18 protein-coding genes are annotated in these 22,061 nt (G+C 64.9%); 7 read left to right on the top strand and 11 right to left on the bottom strand.

Annotated features, from left to right (window positions below):
• Positions 1-30: 30 nt before the first annotated feature.
• Entirely contained in the window at positions 31-819 is a 789-nt protein-coding gene (locus IVB07_RS27485; RefSeq protein ID WP_018457171.1) for a thermonuclease family protein, read from the bottom strand.
• Between the two features lie 196 nt (positions 820-1,015).
• Between IVB07_RS27485 and IVB07_RS27480 the strand changes: the two genes are divergently transcribed.
• The 4 genes from IVB07_RS27480 (at position 1,016) to IVB07_RS27465 (ending at position 5,966) form a co-directional block, all read left to right on the top strand.
• Positions 1,016-2,614 (top strand): GMC family oxidoreductase, encoded by a 1,599-nt coding sequence (locus IVB07_RS27480; RefSeq protein WP_247363502.1) that lies wholly within the window; start codon positions 1,016-1,018, stop codon positions 2,612-2,614.
• Positions 2,615-2,621: 7 nt separating this feature from the next.
• Positions 2,622-3,071, top strand: coding sequence for a hypothetical protein (locus tag IVB07_RS27475; RefSeq protein ID WP_018457169.1), 450 nt, complete (start codon positions 2,622-2,624; stop codon positions 3,069-3,071).
• A gap of 91 nt (positions 3,072-3,162) precedes the next feature.
• Complete coding sequence (locus IVB07_RS27470) at positions 3,163-4,182, top strand: trypsin-like peptidase domain-containing protein (RefSeq protein ID WP_018457168.1); 1,020 nt, start codon at positions 3,163-3,165, stop codon at positions 4,180-4,182.
• A gap of 59 nt (positions 4,183-4,241) precedes the next feature.
• The gene (locus tag IVB07_RS27465) at positions 4,242-5,966 is read left to right on the top strand and encodes an FAD-dependent oxidoreductase (RefSeq protein WP_018457167.1); all 1,725 of its coding nucleotides are present in this window, start codon (positions 4,242-4,244) and stop codon (positions 5,964-5,966) included.
• Between the two features lie 205 nt (positions 5,967-6,171).
• Here the strand turns inward: IVB07_RS27465 and IVB07_RS27460 are convergent, their stop codons facing one another.
• Positions 6,172-9,648, bottom strand: coding sequence for an indolepyruvate ferredoxin oxidoreductase family protein (locus IVB07_RS27460; protein WP_247363501.1), 3,477 nt, complete (start codon positions 9,646-9,648; stop codon positions 6,172-6,174).
• A 176-nt stretch (positions 9,649-9,824) separates the two neighbouring features.
• On the opposite strand from IVB07_RS27460, the gene IVB07_RS27455 reads away from it, so the two are divergent.
• The 3 genes from IVB07_RS27455 (at position 9,825) to IVB07_RS27445 (ending at position 13,366) form a co-directional block, all read left to right on the top strand.
• Entirely contained in the window at positions 9,825-10,793 is a 969-nt protein-coding gene (locus tag IVB07_RS27455; RefSeq protein ID WP_026233316.1) for a hypothetical protein, read from the top strand.
• Positions 10,794-10,998: 205 nt separating this feature from the next.
• The gene (locus tag IVB07_RS27450) at positions 10,999-11,700 is read left to right on the top strand and encodes an isochorismatase family cysteine hydrolase (protein WP_018457164.1); all 702 of its coding nucleotides are present in this window, start codon (positions 10,999-11,001) and stop codon (positions 11,698-11,700) included.
• 10 nt (positions 11,701-11,710) lie between these two features.
• Complete coding sequence (locus IVB07_RS27445; RefSeq protein WP_018457163.1) at positions 11,711-13,366, top strand: xanthine/uracil/vitamin C permease; 1,656 nt, start codon at positions 11,711-11,713, stop codon at positions 13,364-13,366.
• Here the strand turns inward: IVB07_RS27445 and IVB07_RS27440 are convergent, their stop codons facing one another.
• From IVB07_RS27440 to IVB07_RS27400, 9 genes are all read right to left on the bottom strand, one after another.
• Positions 13,367-14,191 (bottom strand): carbohydrate ABC transporter permease, encoded by an 825-nt coding sequence (locus IVB07_RS27440; RefSeq protein ID WP_018457162.1) that lies wholly within the window; start codon positions 14,189-14,191, stop codon positions 13,367-13,369.
• Complete coding sequence (locus IVB07_RS27435; protein WP_018457161.1) at positions 14,188-15,126, bottom strand: sugar ABC transporter permease; 939 nt, start codon at positions 15,124-15,126, stop codon at positions 14,188-14,190. Before IVB07_RS27435 ends, IVB07_RS27440 begins: the two co-directional genes overlap by 4 nt.
• On the bottom strand, positions 15,123-16,445 hold the full coding sequence (locus tag IVB07_RS27430) for an extracellular solute-binding protein (RefSeq protein WP_026233315.1): 1,323 nt from the start codon (positions 16,443-16,445) through the stop codon (positions 15,123-15,125). The genes IVB07_RS27435 and IVB07_RS27430 overlap by 4 nt, the downstream gene beginning before the upstream one ends.
• A 78-nt stretch (positions 16,446-16,523) precedes the next feature.
• Positions 16,524-17,303, bottom strand: a complete 780-nt coding sequence (soxA, locus tag IVB07_RS27425) for a sulfur oxidation c-type cytochrome SoxA (protein WP_018457159.1) — start codon at positions 17,301-17,303, stop codon at positions 16,524-16,526.
• Positions 17,300-17,617, bottom strand: a complete 318-nt coding sequence (gene soxZ, locus IVB07_RS27420) for a thiosulfate oxidation carrier complex protein SoxZ (protein WP_018457158.1) — start codon at positions 17,615-17,617, stop codon at positions 17,300-17,302. Before soxZ ends, soxA begins: the two co-directional genes overlap by 4 nt.
• Complete coding sequence (locus tag IVB07_RS27415) at positions 17,617-18,084, bottom strand: SoxY-related AACIE arm protein (protein WP_026233314.1); 468 nt, start codon at positions 18,082-18,084, stop codon at positions 17,617-17,619. Before IVB07_RS27415 ends, soxZ begins: the two co-directional genes overlap by 1 nt.
• A gap of 8 nt (positions 18,085-18,092) precedes the next feature.
• Positions 18,093-18,545: a sulfur oxidation c-type cytochrome SoxX gene (soxX, locus tag IVB07_RS27410; protein WP_085362234.1), complete on the bottom strand. Its 453-nt coding sequence runs from the start codon at positions 18,543-18,545 to the stop codon at positions 18,093-18,095.
• Positions 18,538-19,809: an NAD(P)/FAD-dependent oxidoreductase gene (locus tag IVB07_RS27405; RefSeq protein WP_018457155.1), complete on the bottom strand. Its 1,272-nt coding sequence runs from the start codon at positions 19,807-19,809 to the stop codon at positions 18,538-18,540. The genes soxX and IVB07_RS27405 overlap by 8 nt, the downstream gene beginning before the upstream one ends.
• Before the next feature lie 54 nt (positions 19,810-19,863).
• A complete protein-coding gene (locus IVB07_RS27400; protein ID WP_085352085.1) occupies positions 19,864-22,050 on the bottom strand; it encodes a molybdopterin cofactor-binding domain-containing protein in 2,187 nt (728 codons plus the stop codon).
• Between the last annotated feature and the right edge of the window lie 11 nt (positions 22,051-22,061).

The raw sequence follows: 22,061 nt of genomic DNA, 5'->3' as shown, positions 1-22,061 counted from the left end.
CTGCCGCTCACGGCTGCGTGATGAGCTTCGCTATTTTGGCCGCCGGCAATTGTAGGCCTTGCGGAAGCCCGCAGCCTGGGCGTCGTCCTCCGAGCAGAACCAGCGGTCCGGCTTGGTGGTCGCGGGGTAGCTCGGGCAGCCCCGTAAATGGTAGATGCCGATATTGCCGGTCACGCGCGCGCGCACCGCAAGCTTGCCCTTGATGCCACAGCTCGGCGGCATCGTCAGATCCTCGGGAAACAACACCGCGCGAATCTCCTTGTCGCGGTCGGCGCGGCAGGCGGCGCCCAGGAGCGCGCCGTCCTTCTTGCCGGTGCGGAATTCTTGCGGTGCAACAAAGCAGCCCTTCCAAATTCCGGCCGAGGTTGATTTCGCATCGGCCGCGGCCGACTTGACGTTCGCCTTGACCGGCTCGCGGGCGATGGCATAGCCCAGCTTGACGAGCTGCTCGTTCAAGCTGGTCTTGTCGCCTTCGGCCGTGCAGATCGCGCGGTGCCGCTTGCCAAAACTCTTTTCCGGTCCGACATCGTCGCAACGCACCGATCGCTTGCCAATCAGCTTGGCGAGCTGGTCGCGGGCCTCGATCCCGCAGGTCCAGGGATCGGCGTGATCGTCGATGCAGACCTGATCCAGCTCGGGTGCGTCGATGCCCTCGAGGCGGTAGGTGACGTCGCCGAGCTGAACGGCGTTGCCGTCGCGGACCGTCGCGGTGGCCGTCAACGCGGAGCCGGGGCCGGTGGTGCCCAGAAATCCGGACAGGGCGAGAAAGCAAACGAACGCAAAAGCGCGGGCGTTGGCAAAGGATTTTCGGAAGGACATAAGGTCTCGCTATCGATGGCTCGTGCGCCTTGTTCCTAGCATCCGGATGTGGCGATACCAATGGTCTGCGCCCCGCGAAGTGCGACATTCCGGCCTCGTGGCTTTACTCGGCCGCAGCTCTGATCCTATCGTTCGCCGGCCTCGCGGAGCCGAGGCCGAATCGCCCGGGAAGCGGCGAAGGGAGGAAAAATTTGTGATGAATGACCCTGTGGACGTCCTGATCATCGGCGCCGGCGCTTCAGGCGCGGCGGTGGCATGGTCGCTGGCCGAGACCAAGATGCATATTCTCTGCCTGGAGCAGGGCGGCTGGATGAACCCGGCGGAATATCCCAGCACGGGCCGGGACTGGGAGGCCAAATTCTACGGCGAGTGGTCGTCAAGCCCCAACGTCCGCGGCCGGCCCGAGGACTATCCGATCAACGACGACAATTCGCCGATCAAGGTCGTCAACTACAATGCGGTCGGTGGCTCGACGGTGATGTACACCGCGCACTGGCCGCGGCTGCATCCCTCCGATTTCAAGGTGAGGACGCTCGACGGCGTCGCCGACGACTGGCCGATCGATTACGACGCGCTGACCCCGTTCTTCGAAGAGAACGACCGGATGATGGGCACGTCTGGCCTGTCGGGCGACCCGCTCTCGCCGCTGACGCATCCGCCGATGCCGCCACAGCCGATGGGATTGTCGGGTGCGATCATCGGCAAGACCATGAACAAGCTTGGCTGGCACTGGTGGCCGTCGGATACGACGGTCGCGACCATGGACTACGAGGGCCGCGCGCGCTGCATCAATCTCGGCCATTGCACGCCGGCCTGCGCGCAAGGCGCCAAATCCTCGACCGACATCACCTATTGGCCGCATGCGGTCCGCGCCGGTGTCGAGCTGCGTACGCACTGCCGTGTGCGCGAGATTACCACCGACGAGAGCGGCATGGCCACCGGCGTGGTCTATTACGACAAGGACGGCGTCGAGCAGTTTCAGCCGGCGCATGTCGTTATCGTCGCCTGCAACGGAGTCGGCACGCCGCGGCTGCTGCTGAATTCGGCATCGAACCGCTTTCCGAACGGGCTTGCCAATTCGTCCGGACTCGTCGGCAAGAACCTGATGTTCCATCCCTATGCGCAGATCTACGGCTATGTGAAGGAGCCGACCGATAGCAACCGCGCGCCGCCGACCTGCCTGTGGAGCAAGGAATGGTATGACACGGACCTGTCGCGCGGCTTCGTGCGCGGCTATGGCGTTCAGTTCGTGCGCGGCGCGGGGCCGGTGTTCGAGGCTGTCGTCAGCGAGCAGAAGGGCATTCTGCCGTGGGGCGCCGATCATCACCGCGTCTTCCGCAAGCTCAACGGCCACCGGATCGGGTTTTCCGCGATCTGCGAGGACCTGCCGGAGGAGCATAACCAGGTCACGCTCGATCCGGTCTTGAAGGACGGTCACGGCATTCCCGCGCCGAAGATCAATTACACGATCAGCGAGAACAGCCGGAAGATGATGGAGCATGCGCTGGCGCGGGGCCGGGAGATTCTCGAAACCGCTGGGGCGAGCGACATCTGCGTCAACTCGCCGATCTCCTGGGGCGGCTGGCACCTGCTCGGCACGGCACGCATGGGCACCGACCCCGACCGCTCCGTAGTCAACGAATGGGGCCGCGCGCACGACGTCAAAAACCTCTTCATCGTCGACGGCAGCATCTTCGTTACCTCGGGCGGGGTCAATCCAACGTCCACCATCCAGGCCCTCGCGCTCTACATCGCCGACCAGATGAAGCAGCGCCTCGCCAATCTCTTCGACTGAGGCCATCATGTCCGCAGACAACCAACTGACACGCGCCCAGCGCGACGACCTCCGAGCCATCGCCGCGATGATCGTTCCCGCCAGCGAAGAGTACAAGGTGCCCGGCGCCGACGATCCCGCGATCCAGGCTGACATGCTGGCGACGTTGGGACGGGACAGCAAACTGGTGGTGGCGGCGCTCGACCATCTGGCGCGGCTTGCTGGCCAACCGTTGGCCGAGCTCGATGCTGCCAGGCGCGATGCGGTGGCGCAGGAGTTTCGCAGGCATGGCGGCCCGGCTGCCGCGACGCTCGTCCGTGTGGTGCTGCAATGCTACTACCGCGACGACCGTGTGCTGGGCTCGCTCGGGATCGAGCCGCGCGCACCTTTTCCCAAGGGCCATGTGCTGCCGGATGGCGACTGGTCGCTGCTCGACCCGGTCAAGGCAAGGGCCGGCACGCTGCGACGGGCGCCCTAGCCACCTGGGCAGTCCAGCCTTGCGCGCCGGACGGATCCCTTGCGCCTCACGGAGCAGGCCACCATCTGTGTGAGCCTCAAGGACTGTTGCCATGCTGGATTTTACTTCAGACATTGCCGATGACGGATCGTCATCGCGAGCGACAGCGGCTGTCCCGGGCAACGACCGGGCCCTGCTGGACGCCTATTCCAATGCCGTGATCGACGTGACCGACCGCGTTGGTCCCGCCGTCGTGCGCGTCGAGACCGGGCCAAAGGTGCCGAACGGCCGCGAGCGCGGCGGGCTCGGCTCGGGCATCGTGATCTCGCCGGACGGGCTCGTTCTCACCAATAGCCACGTGGTCGGCTCGTCGAAGGAGATCCGGCTGCGCGACGTCGAGGGCCATGTCGGCGACGCCCGGGTGCTCGGCGTCGATCCCGACACTGACCTTGCGCTGCTTCGCGCCAATGGCGTGCGGGACTTGCCCTATGCGGCGCTCGGCAACTCCAAGACCTTGCGGCGGGGCCAGCTCGTGATCGCGATCGGCAATCCGCTCGGCTTTGAATCGACCGTCACCGCCGGCGTGGTCTCGGCGCTCGGGCGTTCGATCCGCTCGGTCAGTGGCCGCACCATCGAGGACGTGATCCAGACCGACGCTGCGCTCAACCCCGGCAATTCCGGTGGCCCGCTGGTATCGTCGAATGCCGAGGTGATCGGCATCAACACCGCCATCATTAACGGCGCGCAAGGCATCTGCTTCGCGGTCGCCAGCAACACCGCGCAATTCGTGCTGTCGGAGATCATCCGCCACGGCTATGTCCGTCGCGCCTATATCGGCGTGGCCGGCCAGACCGCGCCGATCCCGCGGCGGCACGCGTTGCTGGCGGGTGTCGAGAACAAGATGGGCGCGCTGCTGGCGCAGATCGAGCCGGACGGGCCGGCGGCGAAGGCGGGCCTGTTGTCCGGCGATGTCGTCATCGGCCTCGACGGCGTCGAGATCAACGGCGTCGACGATCTGATCCGTGTGCTCGACCGCGACCGGATCGGCCGGCGGCTCGCCATGGACGTCCTGCGGCTCGGCCGTCTGCGGGCGATCGATATCGACCCGGTCGAGCGCAAGCCGGCCCGCTAGCGTGTGGGCGCCTAAGCGGGGTATGACGGTGTCATGCCTCGCTTCGGGAACCCCGCCGCATGATGCCGGCGCATGAGACCTACGATGTCATCGTCGTCGGCGCCGGTGCCGGTGGCATGACGGCCGCGGCCGTCGCCGCCGCCGAAGGCCTGCGCGTGTTGGTGATCGAGAAGACCGCTTTCGTCGGCGGCACCACCGCGTGGTCCGATGGCACGGTCTGGATTCCCGCCAATGCCAAGATGGAAGAGGCGGGGCTCTCCGATAGCGTAACGGACGCCGTGCAATATTTGTCGAGCACAGTGCCGGAGCCCGCCAATGCGGGCCTCCGCGCCGCTTTCCTCGCGCGCGGACCGGAGGCGGTCACCTATCTCGAAGCCAACACGCAAGTGCGGCTCCAGCCGGTGGAAGCGTGTCCGGACTATTATCCGGAGCGATTGGGCGCGACGCCGGGCGGGCGCGTGCTCGAGCCGGTCGTCTTCGACGGCACGCGGCTGGGGGCCGCATTCGCGCGGCTGCGCGCGCCGGTGCCGGAGTTCACGCTGTTCGGCGGGATGATGGTCAACCGCCTCGACATCCCGCATTTGCACCGGGCCGGAAGATCGCTGCGCTCGACTCTTCGCGCGGCGCGGCTGGTTTCGGAGCATGCGTGGCAGCGGCTGCGCGGCCCGCGCGGCACGACGCTGCAGCTTGGCAACGCACTCGCCGCACGGCTGTATGCCTCGCTGCTGGCCCGGCAGGTCGAGATCCTCTTCAGTGCGGACGTCGAAGGCCTGTCCACGCAGGGCGAGCGGGTCGGCGGGGTAATTATCCGTCATGGCTCGCGCGATCGCCTGATCGCCGCGCGGCGCGGTGTGGTGCTGGCGACCGGCGGCTTTTCGCACGACGCAACCTTGCGCAAGCGCTTCTTCCCACCCGCTGCCGGATTCATCTCGGCGACCCACCCGTCCGCCACGGGTGACGGGCTCCGCCTCGCGACTGTAACCGGCGCAGCGCTCAACACGGATGCGACGAGCCCGGCCTATTGGGTGCCGGCCTCGCTGTTCCGGCGTGCCGATGGAAGCCGTGGTGTTTTCCCGCATACAGCGACCGACCGCGCCAAGCCCGGCGTGATCGCGGTCAATGCGGCCGGCCGGCGCTTCGCCAACGAGGCGCTGTCCTACCACGAGTTCGTGCTCGCGATGCTGCGTGACGGTGACGGCGAATCGGACCGGCCGTTCTATCTGATCTGCGACGGTCCGTTCCTGTGGAGTTACGGCCTAGGCCGCATCAAGCCGTTCACCCGCAATATCAGACGCTATGTGGCGAGCGGCGAGTTGGTCGAGGCCGCTGATATCGCGCAGGTCGCAGCGAAGATCGGCATCAAGCCGTCGATACTCGCGGCGACGATCGCAAACTACAATTCCGATGCGAAGGACGGCCGCGATCCCGAGTTCGGTCGCGGCAGCACCATCTCTCAGCGACACCTTGGTGATATCAGCCACAAGCCGAACCCTTGCGTCGCGCCCATCCTCTACGCGCCGTTCTTTGCGATGCGGATTTATCCGGCCGATCTCGGCACGGCGATCGGCATGAAGGTGGATGCCCAGGCGCGCGTATTGCGCGAGGACGGCACGCCGGTTGCGGGCCTCTACGCCTGCGGCAACGACATGGGCTCGATCATGAACGGCAATTGTCCCGGGCCGGGGATCGCGTTGGGACCGGCACTGACGTTCGGGTACATCGCAGGAAGGCATCTGGCGGAGGGGAGTGTGGCCGGGGCGAGTGCGGCCACAGCGTTGGTCTAGCCATTTCCACCGCTGTCATGCCCCGCGACCCGGCTACGCCAAGGCTTCGCCGAGGTCGAAGTCTGGGCGCGCCGAAGCTTTAGCGTAGGCGGCAGGCGGGGCATCCAGTACGCCGCAGCCCATCGGACTAATCACAACCGCCTCGGAGTACTGGATCGCCCGCCTTTGCGGGCGATGACACCGAGAATGTAGCGCCAGTCTTCCGCTACTCCGCAGCCGCAGCAAAGCGGCTGTTCTCCAGTTCTGCTTCCAGCCGCGCCTTCTCCGCCGCCGCCAGTTTGATGTTGGCTTCCTTGACATGCCCGAAGCCGCGGATCGTCTCCGGCAGCCGCGCGAGCCTCGTCAGCAGCGGGATCTGCTCCGCTTTCAGCCCGGCGATGCGCTGATCGATCATGTCGAAATAATCCGCGACCAGCTTCCGCTCGGTGCGGCGCTCCTCGGTGCGGCCGAACGGGTCGAACGCGCCGCCACGCAGGAACTTCAGCCCGGCGAGGAGGCGGAAGGCGTGAATCATCCAGCCGCCGAATTCCTTCTTCTGGAGGTGTCCCGTCGTCTTGTCGCGCTGCGCGAAGATCGGCGGGGCCAGATAGAACTTCAGCTTGAAGTCGCCGTCGAATTTCTCCGAGACTTTCTTGGAGAAGCTGCCATCGGTGTAAAGCCGCGCGACTTCGTATTCGTCCTTATAGGACATCAGCTTGAACAGGTTTTTCGCGACAGCCTCGGTCAGCTCCGTGCTAGCAGGCGAGGTTGCTGCTTCCGCCTTGCGCACCTTGGCGACGGCGGCGAGGTAGCGATCGGCGTAGGCCCTGTCCTGATAGCCGGTCAAAAACTCCGCGCGCGTTGCGATGATGTCGTCGAGCGACTTTGTCGGCGCGGAGGTTCGGCTCCTGAATTGCAGCACGCTCCGCACCCGCGACATGTCGTGGGCGGCGAGGCGTCCCCAGGTGAAGGCGAGCTTGTTCATTTCGATCGCGGCGCCGTTGATCTCGATGGCGCGAAGCAGCGCTTCCAGCGACAGCGGGATTGCGCCCTTCTGGAAGGCGAAGCCGAGCATGAAGGGATTTGTCGCGATCGAATCGCCCATCAGTGCCGAGGCAATGCCGGTGGCATCGATGATGTCGAGGTTCTTGTCGCCGACGGCGTCGCGCAGCACGGTCTGCATCGTCCCCATCTCGAAATCGAGGTCGGGGTTTTGCACGAAGCTCGCGGTCGGCTGCAGGTCGGCGTTGATATACGCTTTCGTCGTTCCGCGCTCGGCGCGACTGAGCGCGGAGGGACCGGCCGAGACGATCATGTCGCAGCCGAGGATGACGTCGGCGCCGCCCGTCGTGATCCGGACCGCGGAGATGTCTTCCGGCTTCGCGGCGATGCGCACATGGCTCATCACCGCGCCGTTCTTCTGCGACAGGCCGGTGAAGTCCAGCGCCGAGCAGCCGCGGCCGTCGACATGGGCGGCCATGCCGAGCAGCGCGCCGATGGTGATGACGCCGGTGCCGCCGATGCCGGTGACAAGGATGTTGTAGGATGCGTCCAGCTCACGCGCGGGTGGCAGCGGCAGGTCGGCAAACAACTGGCCTGAATCCACCGCCGAGGTCTTGATCCGCTTGAGCGTGCCGCCGTGCACGGTGACGAAGCTCGGGCAAAAACCCTCGACGCAGGAGAAGTCCTTGTTGCAGTTCGACTGGTCGATCTGGCGCTTGCGGCCGAACTCGGTCTCCAGCGGCTGCACCGAGACGCAGTTCGACGCTTGCGAGCAATCGCCGCAACCTTCGCAGACGAGCTCGTTGATGAAAGCGCGCTTGGCGGGATCCGGATAGAGCCCGCGCTTGCGGCGGCGGCGCTTTTCCGCGGCGCAGGTCTGGTCGTAGATCACGACCGTAAGACCCTGGATGTCGCGCAGCTCGCGCTGCACGGCGTCGAGCTCGCGGCGATGATGGACGGTCGCGCCTTGCGGGAAGTAGTTGGTGTCAGGGTATTTGGTCGGATCGTCCGAGACGATCGCGAGCCGCTTGACGCCCTCGGCCCAGACCTGATGCGCGATCTGGGCGACGTTGAAGCCGCCCTCGGCCGGCTGGCCGCCGGTCATCGCGACGGCGTCGTTGTAGAGGATCTTGTAGGTGATGCTGATGCCGGCGGCCGATGCCGCGCGAAGGGCGAGCAGCCCGGAATGGGTGTAGGTGCCGTCGCCGAGATTCTGGAAAATGTGCTGCTCGGTCGTGAAGGGCGCTTGTCCTATCCAGTTCACGCCCTCGGCGCCCATATGCGAGATCAGATCGGTGCGGCGCGTCGGCATGCTCAGAGCCATGCCGTGGCAACCGATGCCGGCCATGGCTCGGCTTCCCTCGGGCACGCGCGTGGAGGTGTTGTGCGGGCAACCCGAGCAGAAGAACGGCGTGCGCGCGAGCTTGATTTGCCCGGAGGCCGGAACAGGAGTGTCGAAGGCCTCGAGCCGGGCGAGGCGCTGCTCCAGCACTGGGCTGTGGTGGCCGAGCTTGCGCAGCCGCGCCACCAGTGCGGATGCAACGATGGTCGGCGTCAGCTCGCCCTCGCTCGGCAATAGCGGCGCGCCGCGTTCGTCGCGCTTCCCGGTAACGGTTGGGCGCCTGGACGCATCGATATTGTAGAGGATGCGCATCAGCTGGTCTTCGATGAAACCGCGCTTCTCCTCGACCACCAGCACGTCCTGAAGCCCTTCGGCGAAGCGCTTGGCCCCGCTTTCTTCCAGCGGCCAGGTCATCGCGACCTTGTAGATGCGCAGGCCAAGGTCCTCCGCGTCCTTGTCGGAAATGCCCAGATCGGCCAGCGCCTGCCGCAGATCAAGATAAGCCTTACCGGTCGCGACGATGCCGAGCCGTGCCGGCCTGGAGTCGAGCACGATGCGGTCGAGCTGGTTGGCGCGCGCAAAGGCCTGCACCGCCGCCATCTTCGGGCCGAACAGGCGCCTCTCTGCGTCCAGCGGCGGATCGGGCCAGCGGATGTTGAGGCCGCCGGGCGGCATCTCGAAATCGTCGGGGAGCTTAATCTGGATGCGTTCGGGATCACTGTAGATCGACGCCGAACTCTCCACGGTTTCGCTGATCGCCTTGAAGCCGACCCAGCAGCCGGAGAAGCGCGACAGCGCAAAACCGTAAAGGCCGAGGTCGAGATAATCCTGCAGCGTCGCCGGGTTGATCACGGGGATCAGCGCCGCTGCGAAGACCTGCTCGCTCTGGTGTGCCAGTGTCGAGGATTGGCAGCCATGGTCGTCGCCGGCAAGCGCGAGTACGCCGCCATTCAGCGAGGTGCCGGCGGCATTCGCATGCTTGAGCGCGTCAACCGAGCGATCGACGCCGGGCCCCTTGCCGTACCAGATGCCGAACACGCCATCGACCTTGGCGCCGGGAAACAGGCCGACCTGCTGGCTGCCCCAGACGGCGGTCGCCGCTAGGTCCTCATTAAGGCCGGGGACGAAGGCAATGTCGTGCTGCTGGAGGTATGACTTCGCGCGCCACAGCGCGTGGTCGTACATGCCGAGCGGGGAGCCCCGATAGCCCGAGATGAAGCCGCCGGTGTTGAGGCCCTGAAGTCGATCGCGTTCGCGCTGCAACATGGGCAACCGGACCAGCGCCTGCGTGCCGGACAGGAAGATCCGCTTCGATTCGAGCCGGTATTTGTCGTCCAGCTCGACCTGCATCAGCGTCATTTCGGAAGTCCTCGTCTCTTGGTCGGCTCTTATTCGACTTGGGGTTTGCGCTGCGGGAGGGAGGAGCGGCTGCGCGACGCGAATTGTGACAGTCAAGGGCATGCACAGGCGAAGTCAATATCGCTGGCCGCATCCGTGGCGCTCCTGCTAGTCATGGCTTGCTTGCGGAGGACACCATGACGGCACAAGTGTTCGATACCGAGATCACGGAGACCGACGGCGCTCTGATCGGGCCGTGGCGTCAGCCGCGTCAGATGCTGCAATCCCAAACCTACGACGCGCACGCCTCGATCCACGACGACGCCACCGCGCAGAAGCTCGGCTTCAAGGGCGGCACCATCGAGGGCCCGACCCATTTCAGCCAGTTTGCTCCGCTCGGCGCGCGTTTGTGGGGACAGGTCTGGTTCGAGAGCGGCTGTCTCTCCGCGCATTACCGCAGCGTCTGTTACGAAGGCGAGGAGGTGCAGGCGATCCTGTCGAAGCCGCTGCCCGGCACCAGCCAGTGCCAGATCCAGATGGTCAAACGTGACGGCACCGAGGTGCTGCGTGGCACGGCCTCGGTCGGAGAACCGCAGGCCGCAACCGCGCTGGAGGCGCGTCTTGGCGAACTCAACCCGCTCACTGATCCCGTGATCCTGCGCGACGTGAAGGTGGCGCAGACGAGCCGGCGCCAGGCGGTGCGGATGGCGTTCGACCAGATCATGGGCGAGCTTTATCCGTTCTCGCTGCGGCAGAAGCTCGCCGTCATCACCGAGACCTCGCCGTATTATTCAGGCGCCGGCAATCCTTCTGCGAATCCGTGGGGCAGGGCGATCATCCCGATGGAGATGCTGAGCGTGCTGTTCCAGTACCGCTCCAAGGACGATCCTCTCCCGGCCAAGGGCCCGGCCGTCGGCCTGTTCGCCGACCAGGAGATCAGGCTGGTGAAGGGCCCGCTGTTTGTGGACGAGGACTACGAAGTCGAGCGCGAGGTCGTCGCGCTCTCCGGCAGCCGACGCACCGAGAGCGCCTGGGTGAAGACGCGCGTGTTCGACAAGACGAATTCGGTGGTGGCGACCATGCTGCTGAACATGGCGACGCTGAAGGATTCTTACGCGCCGTATGAGGAAGAATATCGACGGCTGTACGGAGATACTGCCCGGTAGAAGCGAGCTTCGTTGTCGCTCATCCTTTGGGCAAATGCACGTCGCAAAAGCCGCCGCACAGCGAATAAGCAGACCCCGGCTTTCCTCATAACATTCTGACGGCGCAGGAAATTTTCCCGCGCTGTCCGCCCGATTGCCATTGTACACAATGGCACGGCGCTTGCAGAACTCCGGGCAACGAGAGTTCTCGCGGGGGCCTTGAGTCATGTTGAACTCAACCAAGCCGACATTGGGTGTCATCATCGCCGAACCGGAGCCGGTCAAGCTCGACTGGTCGGCTACCGCGCTCCTCATCATCGACATGCAGCGCGACTTCATGGAGCCCGGCGGCTTCGGCGAGACGCTCGGCAACGACGTCAGCCAGCTCGCGCGCGCGGTGAAGCCGATCGGTGCGGTGCTGAAGGCGGCGCGGGAGACCGGCATGCTGGTGATCCACACGCGCGAGGGCCATCTGCCCGATCTCTCCGACGCGCCGCCGGCGAAAGTCGAGCGCGGCGCGCCATCGCTTCGCATCGGGGACCCCGGTCCTATGGGCCGCATTCTCATTCGCGGCGAGGCGGGCCACGACATCATCCCGGAGCTCTATCCGCTCGACAGCGAGATCGTGATCGACAAGCCCGGCAAGGGCGCGTTCTACGCCACCGAGCTCACCGACGTGCTGGAGAAATACGGCATCGAGAATCTGCTGGTGTGCGGCGTCACCACCGAGGTGTGCGTCAACACCACCGTGCGCGAGGCCAATGACCGCGGCTATCGCTGCATCGTTATCTCGGACGGCTGCGCATCCTACTTCCCCGAATTTCACGAGATGGGCTTGAAGATGATCAAGGCCCAGGGCGGCATCTTCGGCTGGGTTGCAAGCTCAGCCGCGGTTCTGGAGGCGATGAAGATTTCCACATCAGCGTAGGGGCATCACGATGAGCACAGGCACGACAGGGACGGCCGGCACCTCCGAGTTCAAGCCAGCACTATGGACACCGGGCGACTGGAACGCGTTTTTCGGCTTCGGCACCAACATCCTCGTCAACATGCTGGTGCTCACAGGCCTGTTGCGCTTCGTGTTGAAGATGCCCGACTCACTGGTGTTCGGCCGCATCCTTCCCGCACTCGGGCTGATGATGTGCCTTTCCACCTTCTACTACGCGTTCCTCGCTTATCGTCTGGCACAGACGACCGGCCGCAACGACGTCTGTGCGTTACCGTCAGGCGTCAGCGTACCGCACATGTTCATCGTCACCTTCGTGATCATGCTGCCGATCACGATCAAGACCGGCGATCCGCTCAAGGGCTGGTCGGCGGGCCTGGTCTGGGTGTTCTTCCAGAGCTTCATCCTGATGATCGGCGGCTTCATCGCGCCGTTCATTCGAAAAATCACACCGCGCGCGGCGCTGCTCGGTACGCTCGCCGGCGTATCCGTCACCTTCATCTCGATGCGGCCGGCGCTCGAAATGTACATGACGCCGCAGATCGGCCTGGTCTGCTTCGCCATCATTCTGGTGAGCTGGTTCGGTGGCGTGAAATATTGGCGCGGCATTCCCGCCGGTCTCGTCGCGATCGCGGTGGGCATGGTCATCGCATGGGGTTCGAACCTGTTCGGCCTCGGTCTCGGTGGACTGAGCGTCAAAGGCGTCGGTGATGCCTTTGCCAATTTCGGCTTCTCGGTGCCGATCCCGGCGGTAGGCTACGTCTTCTCCGGTTTCGAATTCCTCGGAATCATTCTGGTTACCGCCATTCCGTTCGGCATCTATGATCTCGTCGAGGCCATGGACAATGTCGAGAGCGCGGAGGCCGCCGGCGACGAATATCCGACCACGCGCGTGCTCACCGCCGACGGAATCGTCAGCCTGATTGGCTGCCTGATGGGCAATCCCTTCATCAACGCCGTCTATATCGGCCATCCCGGCTGGAAGGCGATGGGCGGCCGCATCGGTTACTCGGCTGCGACCGGCATCATGGTGGTGGTGCTGGCCTGGTTCGGCATCATCTCGGTGCTGCTGGCGCTGGTCCCGGTCGTCGCGATCTCGCCAATCTTGCTCTATATCGGCATGCTGATCGGCGCGCAGGCGTTCCAGACCACGCCGGTCAAGCACGCGCCCGCGATCGTGCTGGCGCTGACGCCGCATCTGGCCGCCTGGGCCAAGCTCCAGATCGACACCATGCTGGGCTCGACCATGAACGCGGCTGCGACCGTCGGCGGAATGGCCGCCGACAAGGCCGACGCGGTCAAGGCTGCGGCGATCGCAGCACTGCCTCAGCAGGGCGTGTTCTATCACGGACTCGAAGTGATGGGCGGCGGCTCCATCCTCGGCGGCCTGATCCTGGGTGCGATCGGCGTCTTCATCATCGAGCGCGACTTCGAGAAAGCCTCGGCATTCGCGCTGGTTGGTGCAGTCCTGACCTACTTCGGCTTCATGCACGGCGAAGCCGTCGGCATCGGCGGCGGATTTGGCGTCACGCCCGCGGTCGCGTTCGCCTATGCCGTGATGGCCGCCGGTCTGTTCGCGGCCAGCAGGCTCGGCGCGAGCGAGCCTTACATGCCGCACGCGGACATGCACGCGGCACCGGCGGAGTAGCTACCCGCCCTTGACGGCACCAGCGGTGAGCCCGGCGACGATCTGTCGCTGGGCGAACACCGTGAGCAGCAGCACCGGGAGCGTGACGATCAGCGCGGCGGCCGCGAGCGGTCCCCAGCTCAACTGGTCGAACGAGATCATGTTGTAGACGGCGACCGGAAGGGTGCGGGTCTCGCGTCCGGCCAGCACGATGCCAAAGACAAAGTTGTTCCAGGAGAAGATCACGGCGAGAATGAAAGCGACCGCGATGCCAGGCTTGGCGATCGGCAGCGCGACATGGCGGAAGACCTGCCAGCGCGTGGCGCCGTCGATGAGGGCTGCTTCTTCCAGCTCCATTGGCGTCGTCTCGAAATAGCCGATCATAATCCAGATCACGATCGGCACCGTGACCACGAGGTGGATGATGATCTGCGGCACCAGCGTGCCGAGCAGTCCCAGCCACTGGAACATGAGAAACAGCGGGATCAGATAGGACAGGCCCGGCGTGATGCGGGCGATCAGGATCACGATCGCGGATTTATGCGCGGCCATGCGTGCGATGCCGTAGCCGGCGGGAACGCCGACGAGCAGGGCAAGCAGCGTCGCACTGCCGGTGACGATCAGGCTGTTGATGAAATAGGTCAGAAAGCGGTTGGAGGCGAGCACGTCGGCATAGTTTTTCCAGGCGACATGCTCGGGAAAGAACACCGGCGGGTAGGCGGCGTTGTCGATCTCGAATTTGAGCGACAGCGACAGCATCCAGAGAAAGAACAGGATCGCCGGCGATACGATGACGAACACCGAGAACCACAGGCCGATCTTGCCGATGATTTGCCTTGGCGTCATGTGCCGCTCGCGATCTCGGTCCACAGCATGCGCTGGCGCGCATAAAGCATCACCGCCGCGAGCAGAACGATCAGCAGGAAGAACACGACCGCGATCGCCGAGCCGTAGCCGAGGTCGTAATAGGAGAAGGCGACGCTGTAGAGATAGATGTTGATCGTCTCCGACGCCGATCCCGGACCGCCCTGCGTGATCGCGAAAATGATGTCGAAGCTCTTCACGGCATCGATCATGCGGATCATGCCGGCGATGAACAGGAACGGCATGATCAGCGGCAGGGTGATGAAGCGGAACACCTGCCAGATGCTGGCGCCGTCGATCTGTGCACTTTCGTAAGGCTCGGTCGGGATCGCTGCCAGGCCGCCGAGCACGATCAGCATGACCAGCGGCGTCCATTGCCAGGTCTCGACCAACACCAGCGAGGGAATGACGGTCGCGGGATGGAATACCCAGAGCTGCGCGGGGATTCCGACCAGTGACAGCAGATAGTTCAGTACGCCGAGCTGCGGGTGGAACATCATGGTCCAGACCAGCGCGATCGCCACCGGCGTCGCCATCATCGGCATGATGAAGACGCCGCGCAGAAAGCCGCGGCCAGGGAATTTCTGGTGAAACACTACGGCCGCAAACGTGCCGAGCACGAGCGGCAGCAGCACGGAGAGTGCGGTGTAGACCAGTGTATGTCCGATGGCCTCAATGAAGCGGGGATCGCTCGTCAACCGCAGATAATTGGACAAGCCAACGAAGGTGGTCGACGAGCCGACCTTCCATTCGTTCAGGCTCATCCAGATCGTGAAGACCCACGGAAAGATGATGATCGCGATCACGACGACCAGCGCCGGGACCACGAACGGCCAGTAGGACGGCGGCCGCAACTCCTTCTCCGGCGCGGCATCAGACTGTGCCGCGCCCGGAGTCGATTGTGTCAACGCACTCACGCCTTCTCGCTACGCTCCAGGATCGGCCGGTACTGATCGTTGGCCTTCTTCAGCTCGGCGGCAGGATCGGCGCCGGACAAGGTCGCAGTGACCGCGGCGCCGACGATGTCGCGGAATTCGGCGACCGGAATCACGACGGGCAGGCCCAGCTTGCTGATCTTGCCGGAATCGATCACCGATTGCAGCCATTCCTTGGTCTTGACGCCCTTCTGGACCTCGGGATCGCCGAGGATCGAATTGCGGAACGGCACGCCGCCGCCGGCCTGCAGCAGCCGCGCGCCCTGGGTTTTCGAGACCACCCATTGGCAGAGCAGATAGGCGGCTTCCTTGTTCTTGCTCGCAGCGGCAACGCCGATGCCGTCGCCATAGGTCGAGGAATATTGGCCCTTGGGGCCAGCGGGCACGACGGTGTAGCCGACCTTGCCGACAACGCGCGAGGCGGCCGGATCCTCCAGCGGTGGCGCCCAGCCGACGCCGTCGATCCACATCGCGGATCGGCCTTGCGTGAACGAGGCCATCGACTCCATCCAGTTGAAGCCGGCGACGCCGGGCGGTGCCGATTTCGTCAGGAGCGTCTGATACAGCTTGGTCGCGGCAATCGCTTCCGGACCATCGGTCAGGATGTTGCCCTTGGCGTCGAGGAATTCCCCGCCATAATTGAGGAAGAAGTTGCTCCACATCGCCATGTTGGCATTGCGCAAGCCGCGCCCGACAAAGCCGTAAATCCCTTCCTTGGTATCGGTGAGCTTCTCGGCGGCCGCAGCCATCTCGTCGAGGGTCTTGGGAACGGCGACGCCCTTCTTCTCGAACAGCTCCTTGTTGTAATAGAGGATGAAATAATCGACCGACCAGGGCAGCGACAGCATCTGGCCCTTGTCGTTCCTGGCATATTGCAGGCCCGCGGCCGAGAAGTCGCTCTCGACGAGATCGGGCGCGGTCAGCGCCGGGTCCTTCATGAAGGGCGTCAAGTCGGCGAGCCAGCCGGCCTTCTCGAACTGCCGCTTCTGCACGTGGTAGCTGAGATGGACGACGTCGAAGCTCGGACGGCCCGAGGTGAACTCGATCACCACCTTCTGGCGCTGCTGCTGCTCGGGAATCTGCTCCGCTTCGACCTGTATGCCGGTGAGTTCGGTGAACTCCTTGACGTATTTTTGCAGGTTGTCGCCGCGGGGGCCCTTGGCAAGGATCACCTCGAGCTTGGTCCCTGCGTATTTCTTCCAGTTCACCTCGGCGCGCGCCGGCAATCCCGTCAGGCTGAGCGCGCCAGCTGCGGCAGTGCCGGTCAATAGCGTACGACGCGAGATTTTGTGGTTGACCACTTGAGGTCCCTCCCTGTGACTCAATTTGGGCGGATACTAGCGGCCGTTGCGCGTCTGCCTAGTCCTAATCTGTGGAATTCAGGGCCGCACGGCCGGCGTTTCCATCGGCAAGCCATGCGCTCGCGACATCAGATAGAGTTCGAGCGCGACCAGCTCGGGCGCGCCGAAATCATAGGCCTGGGCGCGGACACCCGTCATGCAACTGCGTAGCCGGCGCTCCAGCGATCCCAGCGTCTGCCATTCCAGCCGATAAAGCGGATAGCCGGTCGGCTGTCCCTGCGTGATCGGCGCGCCGGCAAGCCGGTTGTTGAAATTGTCGTCGTGGCAATTGGTGCAGGCAAGGTTGAGCTGCCCTTCGCGCTGCATGAAGAGGTCGCGGCCCTGCTCGACGAATGGCTTCAATTGCGGATCGTCGCCGGCCGTGATCGTGATGCCGCGCGATTGATGCGCGACGAAGGCGGACAGGGCCAGCAGGTCGCGGCTTTCGTAGGGGAGCGCCGGTGCTTGTTGATGATTGCTGCGGCACAGATTGATGCGCTGGTCGAGCGTGACGGGCCGCGCCAGCGCCTTGTCGAAGGCCGGATAGCGCGCCGCGACGCCTTTCATGCTGCCGCGTGCATCGCCATGGCAATCCGCACAGGCCTTGTCGGCGCTGCCGGTCTTCTTCGTCCACAACGCCTCGCCGTCGAGCACGAACAGCATGCCGGGATTTGAGGTGTCGTCATCCTGCATCGCGCGGGTGTCGGGCCCCATGAACGAATAGCCGGAGCGGCGCGCGTCCGGCGGAATCTCGCCGGCGAGCAGGGCAGGGGCCGTGGCGAGGAACGCCGCGGCCGATATCGCGCGCCAAAAACTCATTCGACCGTGATCGACGCCGATGCGCTGGACAAATAGCCGTTGTCGCCGATCCATTCGAACTCGAACTTGCCGCTCTCCTTCGCGACCGTGAAGAACGACAGATAGGGATTGGCCGCGATCGCGGGGAAGAGATCGGCGCGAAAAATCTCGGTACCGTTGTAGCGGCACGTGAAGCTCGTGATGATGTCGCGCGGCACCAGCGCGCCGTCCGCCGTATGGCGGAAGCCGGTTTCCATGATGTGCGAGGTCAACGTGCGGATCTCGACGATTTCGCCGCGTCTGGCTTTCGCGGGAACGTTGATGAGCGCGGCCATCAGTTCATCTCCTCGGTGCAGGCGGCCAGCGTCACGACGATTTCCGTCGTGACCTGCCAGAACGTGTCGTCGGAAAGACGCGCGATCGCCACCACCTTCTGGGTATCCGCGAGCCGAATCCGGGTCGAGATCTGGGCGCGGCCGGAGGAGGGGCCGAGATGGAAGTTGCCGATGTTCGGCTGCGGGTTCTTCTCGTTGAAGACGTGGATGCTCTTGACGTAGTCGTCCGCCGTCATCGGGCTCGCGACGCTCACGGTCAGCGGCACCGTGTTGCCGTTCTCGACCAGCGGCGGAATGTCGAGCTTCACCTTGCCGGAGCGTACAGGTGCTTCGCCGACGACGTTGCGGATCGCGGCGGTGAGCATCGCCGGTGTCGCCTCGAGCGGCCGCAGCGTGACGATCGGGAGCGTCCCGGCGACCGTCACGCTTCCAGCAAGGTTCAGGAATTGTCGTCGCGTGGTCGGCATGAACAGTCCTAGTCCCGAAGCGTTGCAAGGAAAGCCACGATGTCCTCGATCTCGGCGGCGGACAAGATCGGTTTGCCGACGAAGTTTCGCCCGACCCGCACGAGGTGATCGGTGCGATAATAGGACGGCATGATGGTCTTCGGGTTGAAGCGCGCCGCATCGACCAGTCGAAGCCGCAACTGGCTCACCGTCCAGCGGTTCCCCGCACCCGAGAGGTCAGGCGCGAGGTCGCCCTGGAACCGGGTCTCCGGGAAGGGGCCGGAATGGCACAGGATGCAGGTCGTCGTGCGCGCGAGCACCAGCGCGCGCCCGCGCGCGGCATCGCCGGGCGCGCCGGTGAGCGATTCCGCGATGCCGTCGCCGGCGACGTTGTAGTGCCGGAGCTCCTCGGCCCCTGCATGGCAGGCGAAGGCGCAACTGGCGGCGATCAGCGCTGCGATATGGACCGATGTTCTAGCCAAAGGTGTCCGCCGTGATGGCTCGAAACCAGCGCTCGGCTTCAGTCGCCTCGCGGGCGCGCAATTCGCGCGGCGCATCGGCCGGGCTGGTCGCTCCGCCCTCGACCTCGGCGAAGATGTCGCCCCTGGGCTGGTAATTGCCCGCGAGTGAAAAGCCGTAGCCGGGTGCGACAATGTTGTAGCACACGCCTGTCAGTCGCGGCGTTTCTGGTGCGCGGCCGGCAAGGAGGTTCACGATCGCGGAAGCGCAGGCCTTGCCCTGTGCGCTTGCCGCGGATGCCGATTTGGGAATGCCCCCGCCGAGGCAGGCATCGCCGATGACGTGGATGTTCGGGACAAGTTTCGATTCGAAGGTAACGGGATCGATCGGGCACCAGCCGGTGGCATCCGCCGCGCCCGCGACCTCAGCGATGCGTCCGGCACGCTGCGGCGGGATGACGTTGGCGACGTCGGGGGTGTAATTGCCGAATTCGGTGACGATGGTCCTGGTCGCAGGATCGACCGAGGTCACGCGGCCGCCTTGCGACAGAGCGATGCGTTCGATCATGTCCCCGTAAAGCTCCTTCCACGCCTTCTCGAACAGCCGCTGCTGGGAGAAAGTGTCCTTGGCATCGAGAATCAAGACCTTTGAGCGCGGCTTCGTCGTTTTCAGGTAATGCGCGATCAGGCTGGCTCGCTCGTAAGGCGCCGGCGGACAGCGCGAGGGATTGGCGGGGATGGCAATGGCGACAGTGCCGCCGTCCGGCATGGCCTCCAGCTGCCCACGCAGCAATAGCGTCTGCGCACCGGCCTTCCAGGCATGCGGCATCTTTTCTGATGTGGCGTCGTCGTAGCCGGGCAGAGCCTCGAAATGGAAGTCGATGCCGGGAGAGAGGACGAGACGATCATAGGGCAGCGCAACGCCATCGGCCGTCACGACGCTGCGCAGCTGCGGCTCGATTGTGGTTACGGCTTGGCTGATCACCGTGACGCCTTCGGCGGCGACCTTGTCATAGCCAAACTGCTGCACGTCGATCTCGCGCAGACCCGCGATCACCTCGTTGCTGAACGGGCAGGAAGTGAAGACGGTACTGGGTTCGATCAGGATGACTTGCAAGTTTGCCTGCGCGCGCTTCAGCGCGCGGGCGCACGCCGCACCACCGAAGCCGCCGCCGACCACGACGACGCGGCCCGCCGATTGCGCGCGCAGGATCGTAGGGGCGGCGAATGATGTGGCCGCAGCGGCGATGCCGAGGACGGCATCCCGCCGTGTCACCGGCGCATTCATGAGTCTTGTCCGGAAAGTGTGCCGCGGCGGCGATTGCGGCCGCCGCGGCGTTTCTCAGGCGAAGGTGATGTTCTGGTCGCGCAGCGGCACCGAACGGATGCGTTTGCCCGTCGCCGCGAAGTACGCATTGAGCACCGCCGGCGCCGCGACGCCGATGGTCGGCTCGCCGACACCGCCCCAGAACCCGCCGCTCGGCACCATCACCGACTCCACCTTCGGCATCTCGTTGATGCGCATCGAATTGTAGGTGTCGAAGTTGGTCTGCTCGATCTTGCCGTCCTTGACGGTGCAGCCGCCGTAGAACAGCGCGGAGAGGCCATAGACGAAGGACCCCGCGATCTGCCGCTCCACCTGGGCCGGATTGACGACGTAGCCGGGATCGGTGGAGGCGACGATGCGATGCACCTTGATCTTGTTGCCGTCGGTCACCGAGATTTCGGCAGCGCCGGCGACATAGCTGCCATAGCCCATCACCTGCGCGATGCCGCGATAGATGCCCTGTGGCGCCGGAGTGCTCCAGCCGATCTTCTCGGCCACGGCATTGAGCACCGCCAGATGCTTGGGGTGATTGCCCATCAGCTTGCGGCGGAATTCGAGCGGGTCCTGGCCTGCGGCCTGGGCCAGCTCGTCCATGAAGCATTCCATGTAGATCGCGTTGTGATTGACGTTGACGCCGCGCCAGAAGCCCGGCGGAACGTGCGGGTTGCGCATCGCATGCTCGACCAGGAGGTTCGGCACGGAGTAACCGAACGCGGCTTCGCCGGACTGGGCGACGCCCTGGAATGCGGCCGGATCCATGCCGTTCTGCAGCGCTTCGGGGCGGAGCGAGAACAGGATCGATTGCCCGGACAGGCGGTAGTGCAGCGCGACCAGATTGTTGTCGGCATCGAACGCGCCGGTCATCTTGCACTGGGTGATCGGGTGATATCTGCCGTGCGCCATGTCCTCTTCGCGCGACCACAACAGCTTGATCGGCGTGCCCGGCATCTCCTTGGCGATCAAGACGGCCTGGCGGACATAGTCGGTCTGGCCGCGCCGGCCGAAGCCGCCGCCCGGCATCACCTTGTGCACGTCGCACTTCTCCGCCGGCAGGCCCGACGCTTCCAACGTGGCCGCGAAGGCTGCCTCGCCATTCTGCGTGCCGCACCAGACCTCGCATTTGTCCGCCGTGTAGAGCGCCGTGGCGTTCATTGGCTCCATGGTGGCGTGGTTCTGGTAGGGATAGCTGTAGACGGCCTCGATTTTTTTGGCGGCACCGGCAATCGCCGCCTTCGCGTCGCCGTTCTTGTTGCCGACATAGGCCGGCTGCCCGTTATCGAGGCCCTCGGTCAGCCATTTCGCGATCGACTCGCTCGAGACCTTGGCGTTGTCGCCCTCGTCCCAGACGATCGGCAGCGCCTCCAGTGCGGTCTTGGCGTGCCACCAGGTGTCGGCAACGACGGCGACCGCGGTGTCGCCGACCTTGACGACCTTCTTGACGCCTTTCATGCCGGTGATCTTGGCTTCGTCATAGCTTTTCAGCTTGCCGCCGAACACCGGGCAATCCTTGATCGCGGCGTTCAGCATGCCCGGCAGCTTGACATCGATGCCGTAGACCATGGTGCCGGTGGTCTTCTCGGCGGTGTCCAGCCGCTTCACGCCCTTGCCGATCAGCTTCCAGTCCTTGGGGTCCTTCAGCTTGACCTCGGCCGGCGGCGTCAGCTTGGCCGCGGCCTCGGCGACCTTGCCGTAGGTCGTGGTCTTGCCGGACGGCGTGTGGGTAATGACGCTGTTGGCGGCCGTGCATTCGGACGCCGGCACTTTCCACGCCTCGGCGGCGGCCTGGATCAGCATCACGCGTGCGGTGGCACCGCCCTTGCGGACATAGTCTTGCGAAGAGCGGATGCCGCGGCTGCCGCCGGTCGAGAAATCGCCCCAGACGCGCTTGCGGGCGACGCTCTGGCCCGGTGTCGGATATTCGGTCGAGACCTTCGACCAGTCGCATTCGAGTTCCTCGGCGACGAGCTGGGCAAGGCCGGTGAGGGAGCCCTGGCCCATTTCGGAGCGGGCGATGCGGATGACGACGGTGTCGTCGGGCCTGACCACGACCCAGGCGCCGATCTCCGGGGAGCCGTCGGCCGCGCGGACCACGGCGGGACCGCCGAAGGGGATATCGAGGCCGATTGCGAGACCTGCGCCGACCGCGGCGGTGCCGATGACGAAGGCACGGCGGTTCATCCTGGGAGAGACATGCTTGTTCATGTGGCGGCTCC

This window comes from Bradyrhizobium sp. 172 (assembly GCF_023101065.1).
GTDB lineage: Bacteria > Pseudomonadota > Alphaproteobacteria > Rhizobiales > Xanthobacteraceae > Bradyrhizobium > Bradyrhizobium canariense_D.
The sequence above is the reverse complement of the archived record's forward strand: the minus strand, read 5'-3'. Positions and strand labels throughout refer to the sequence as shown.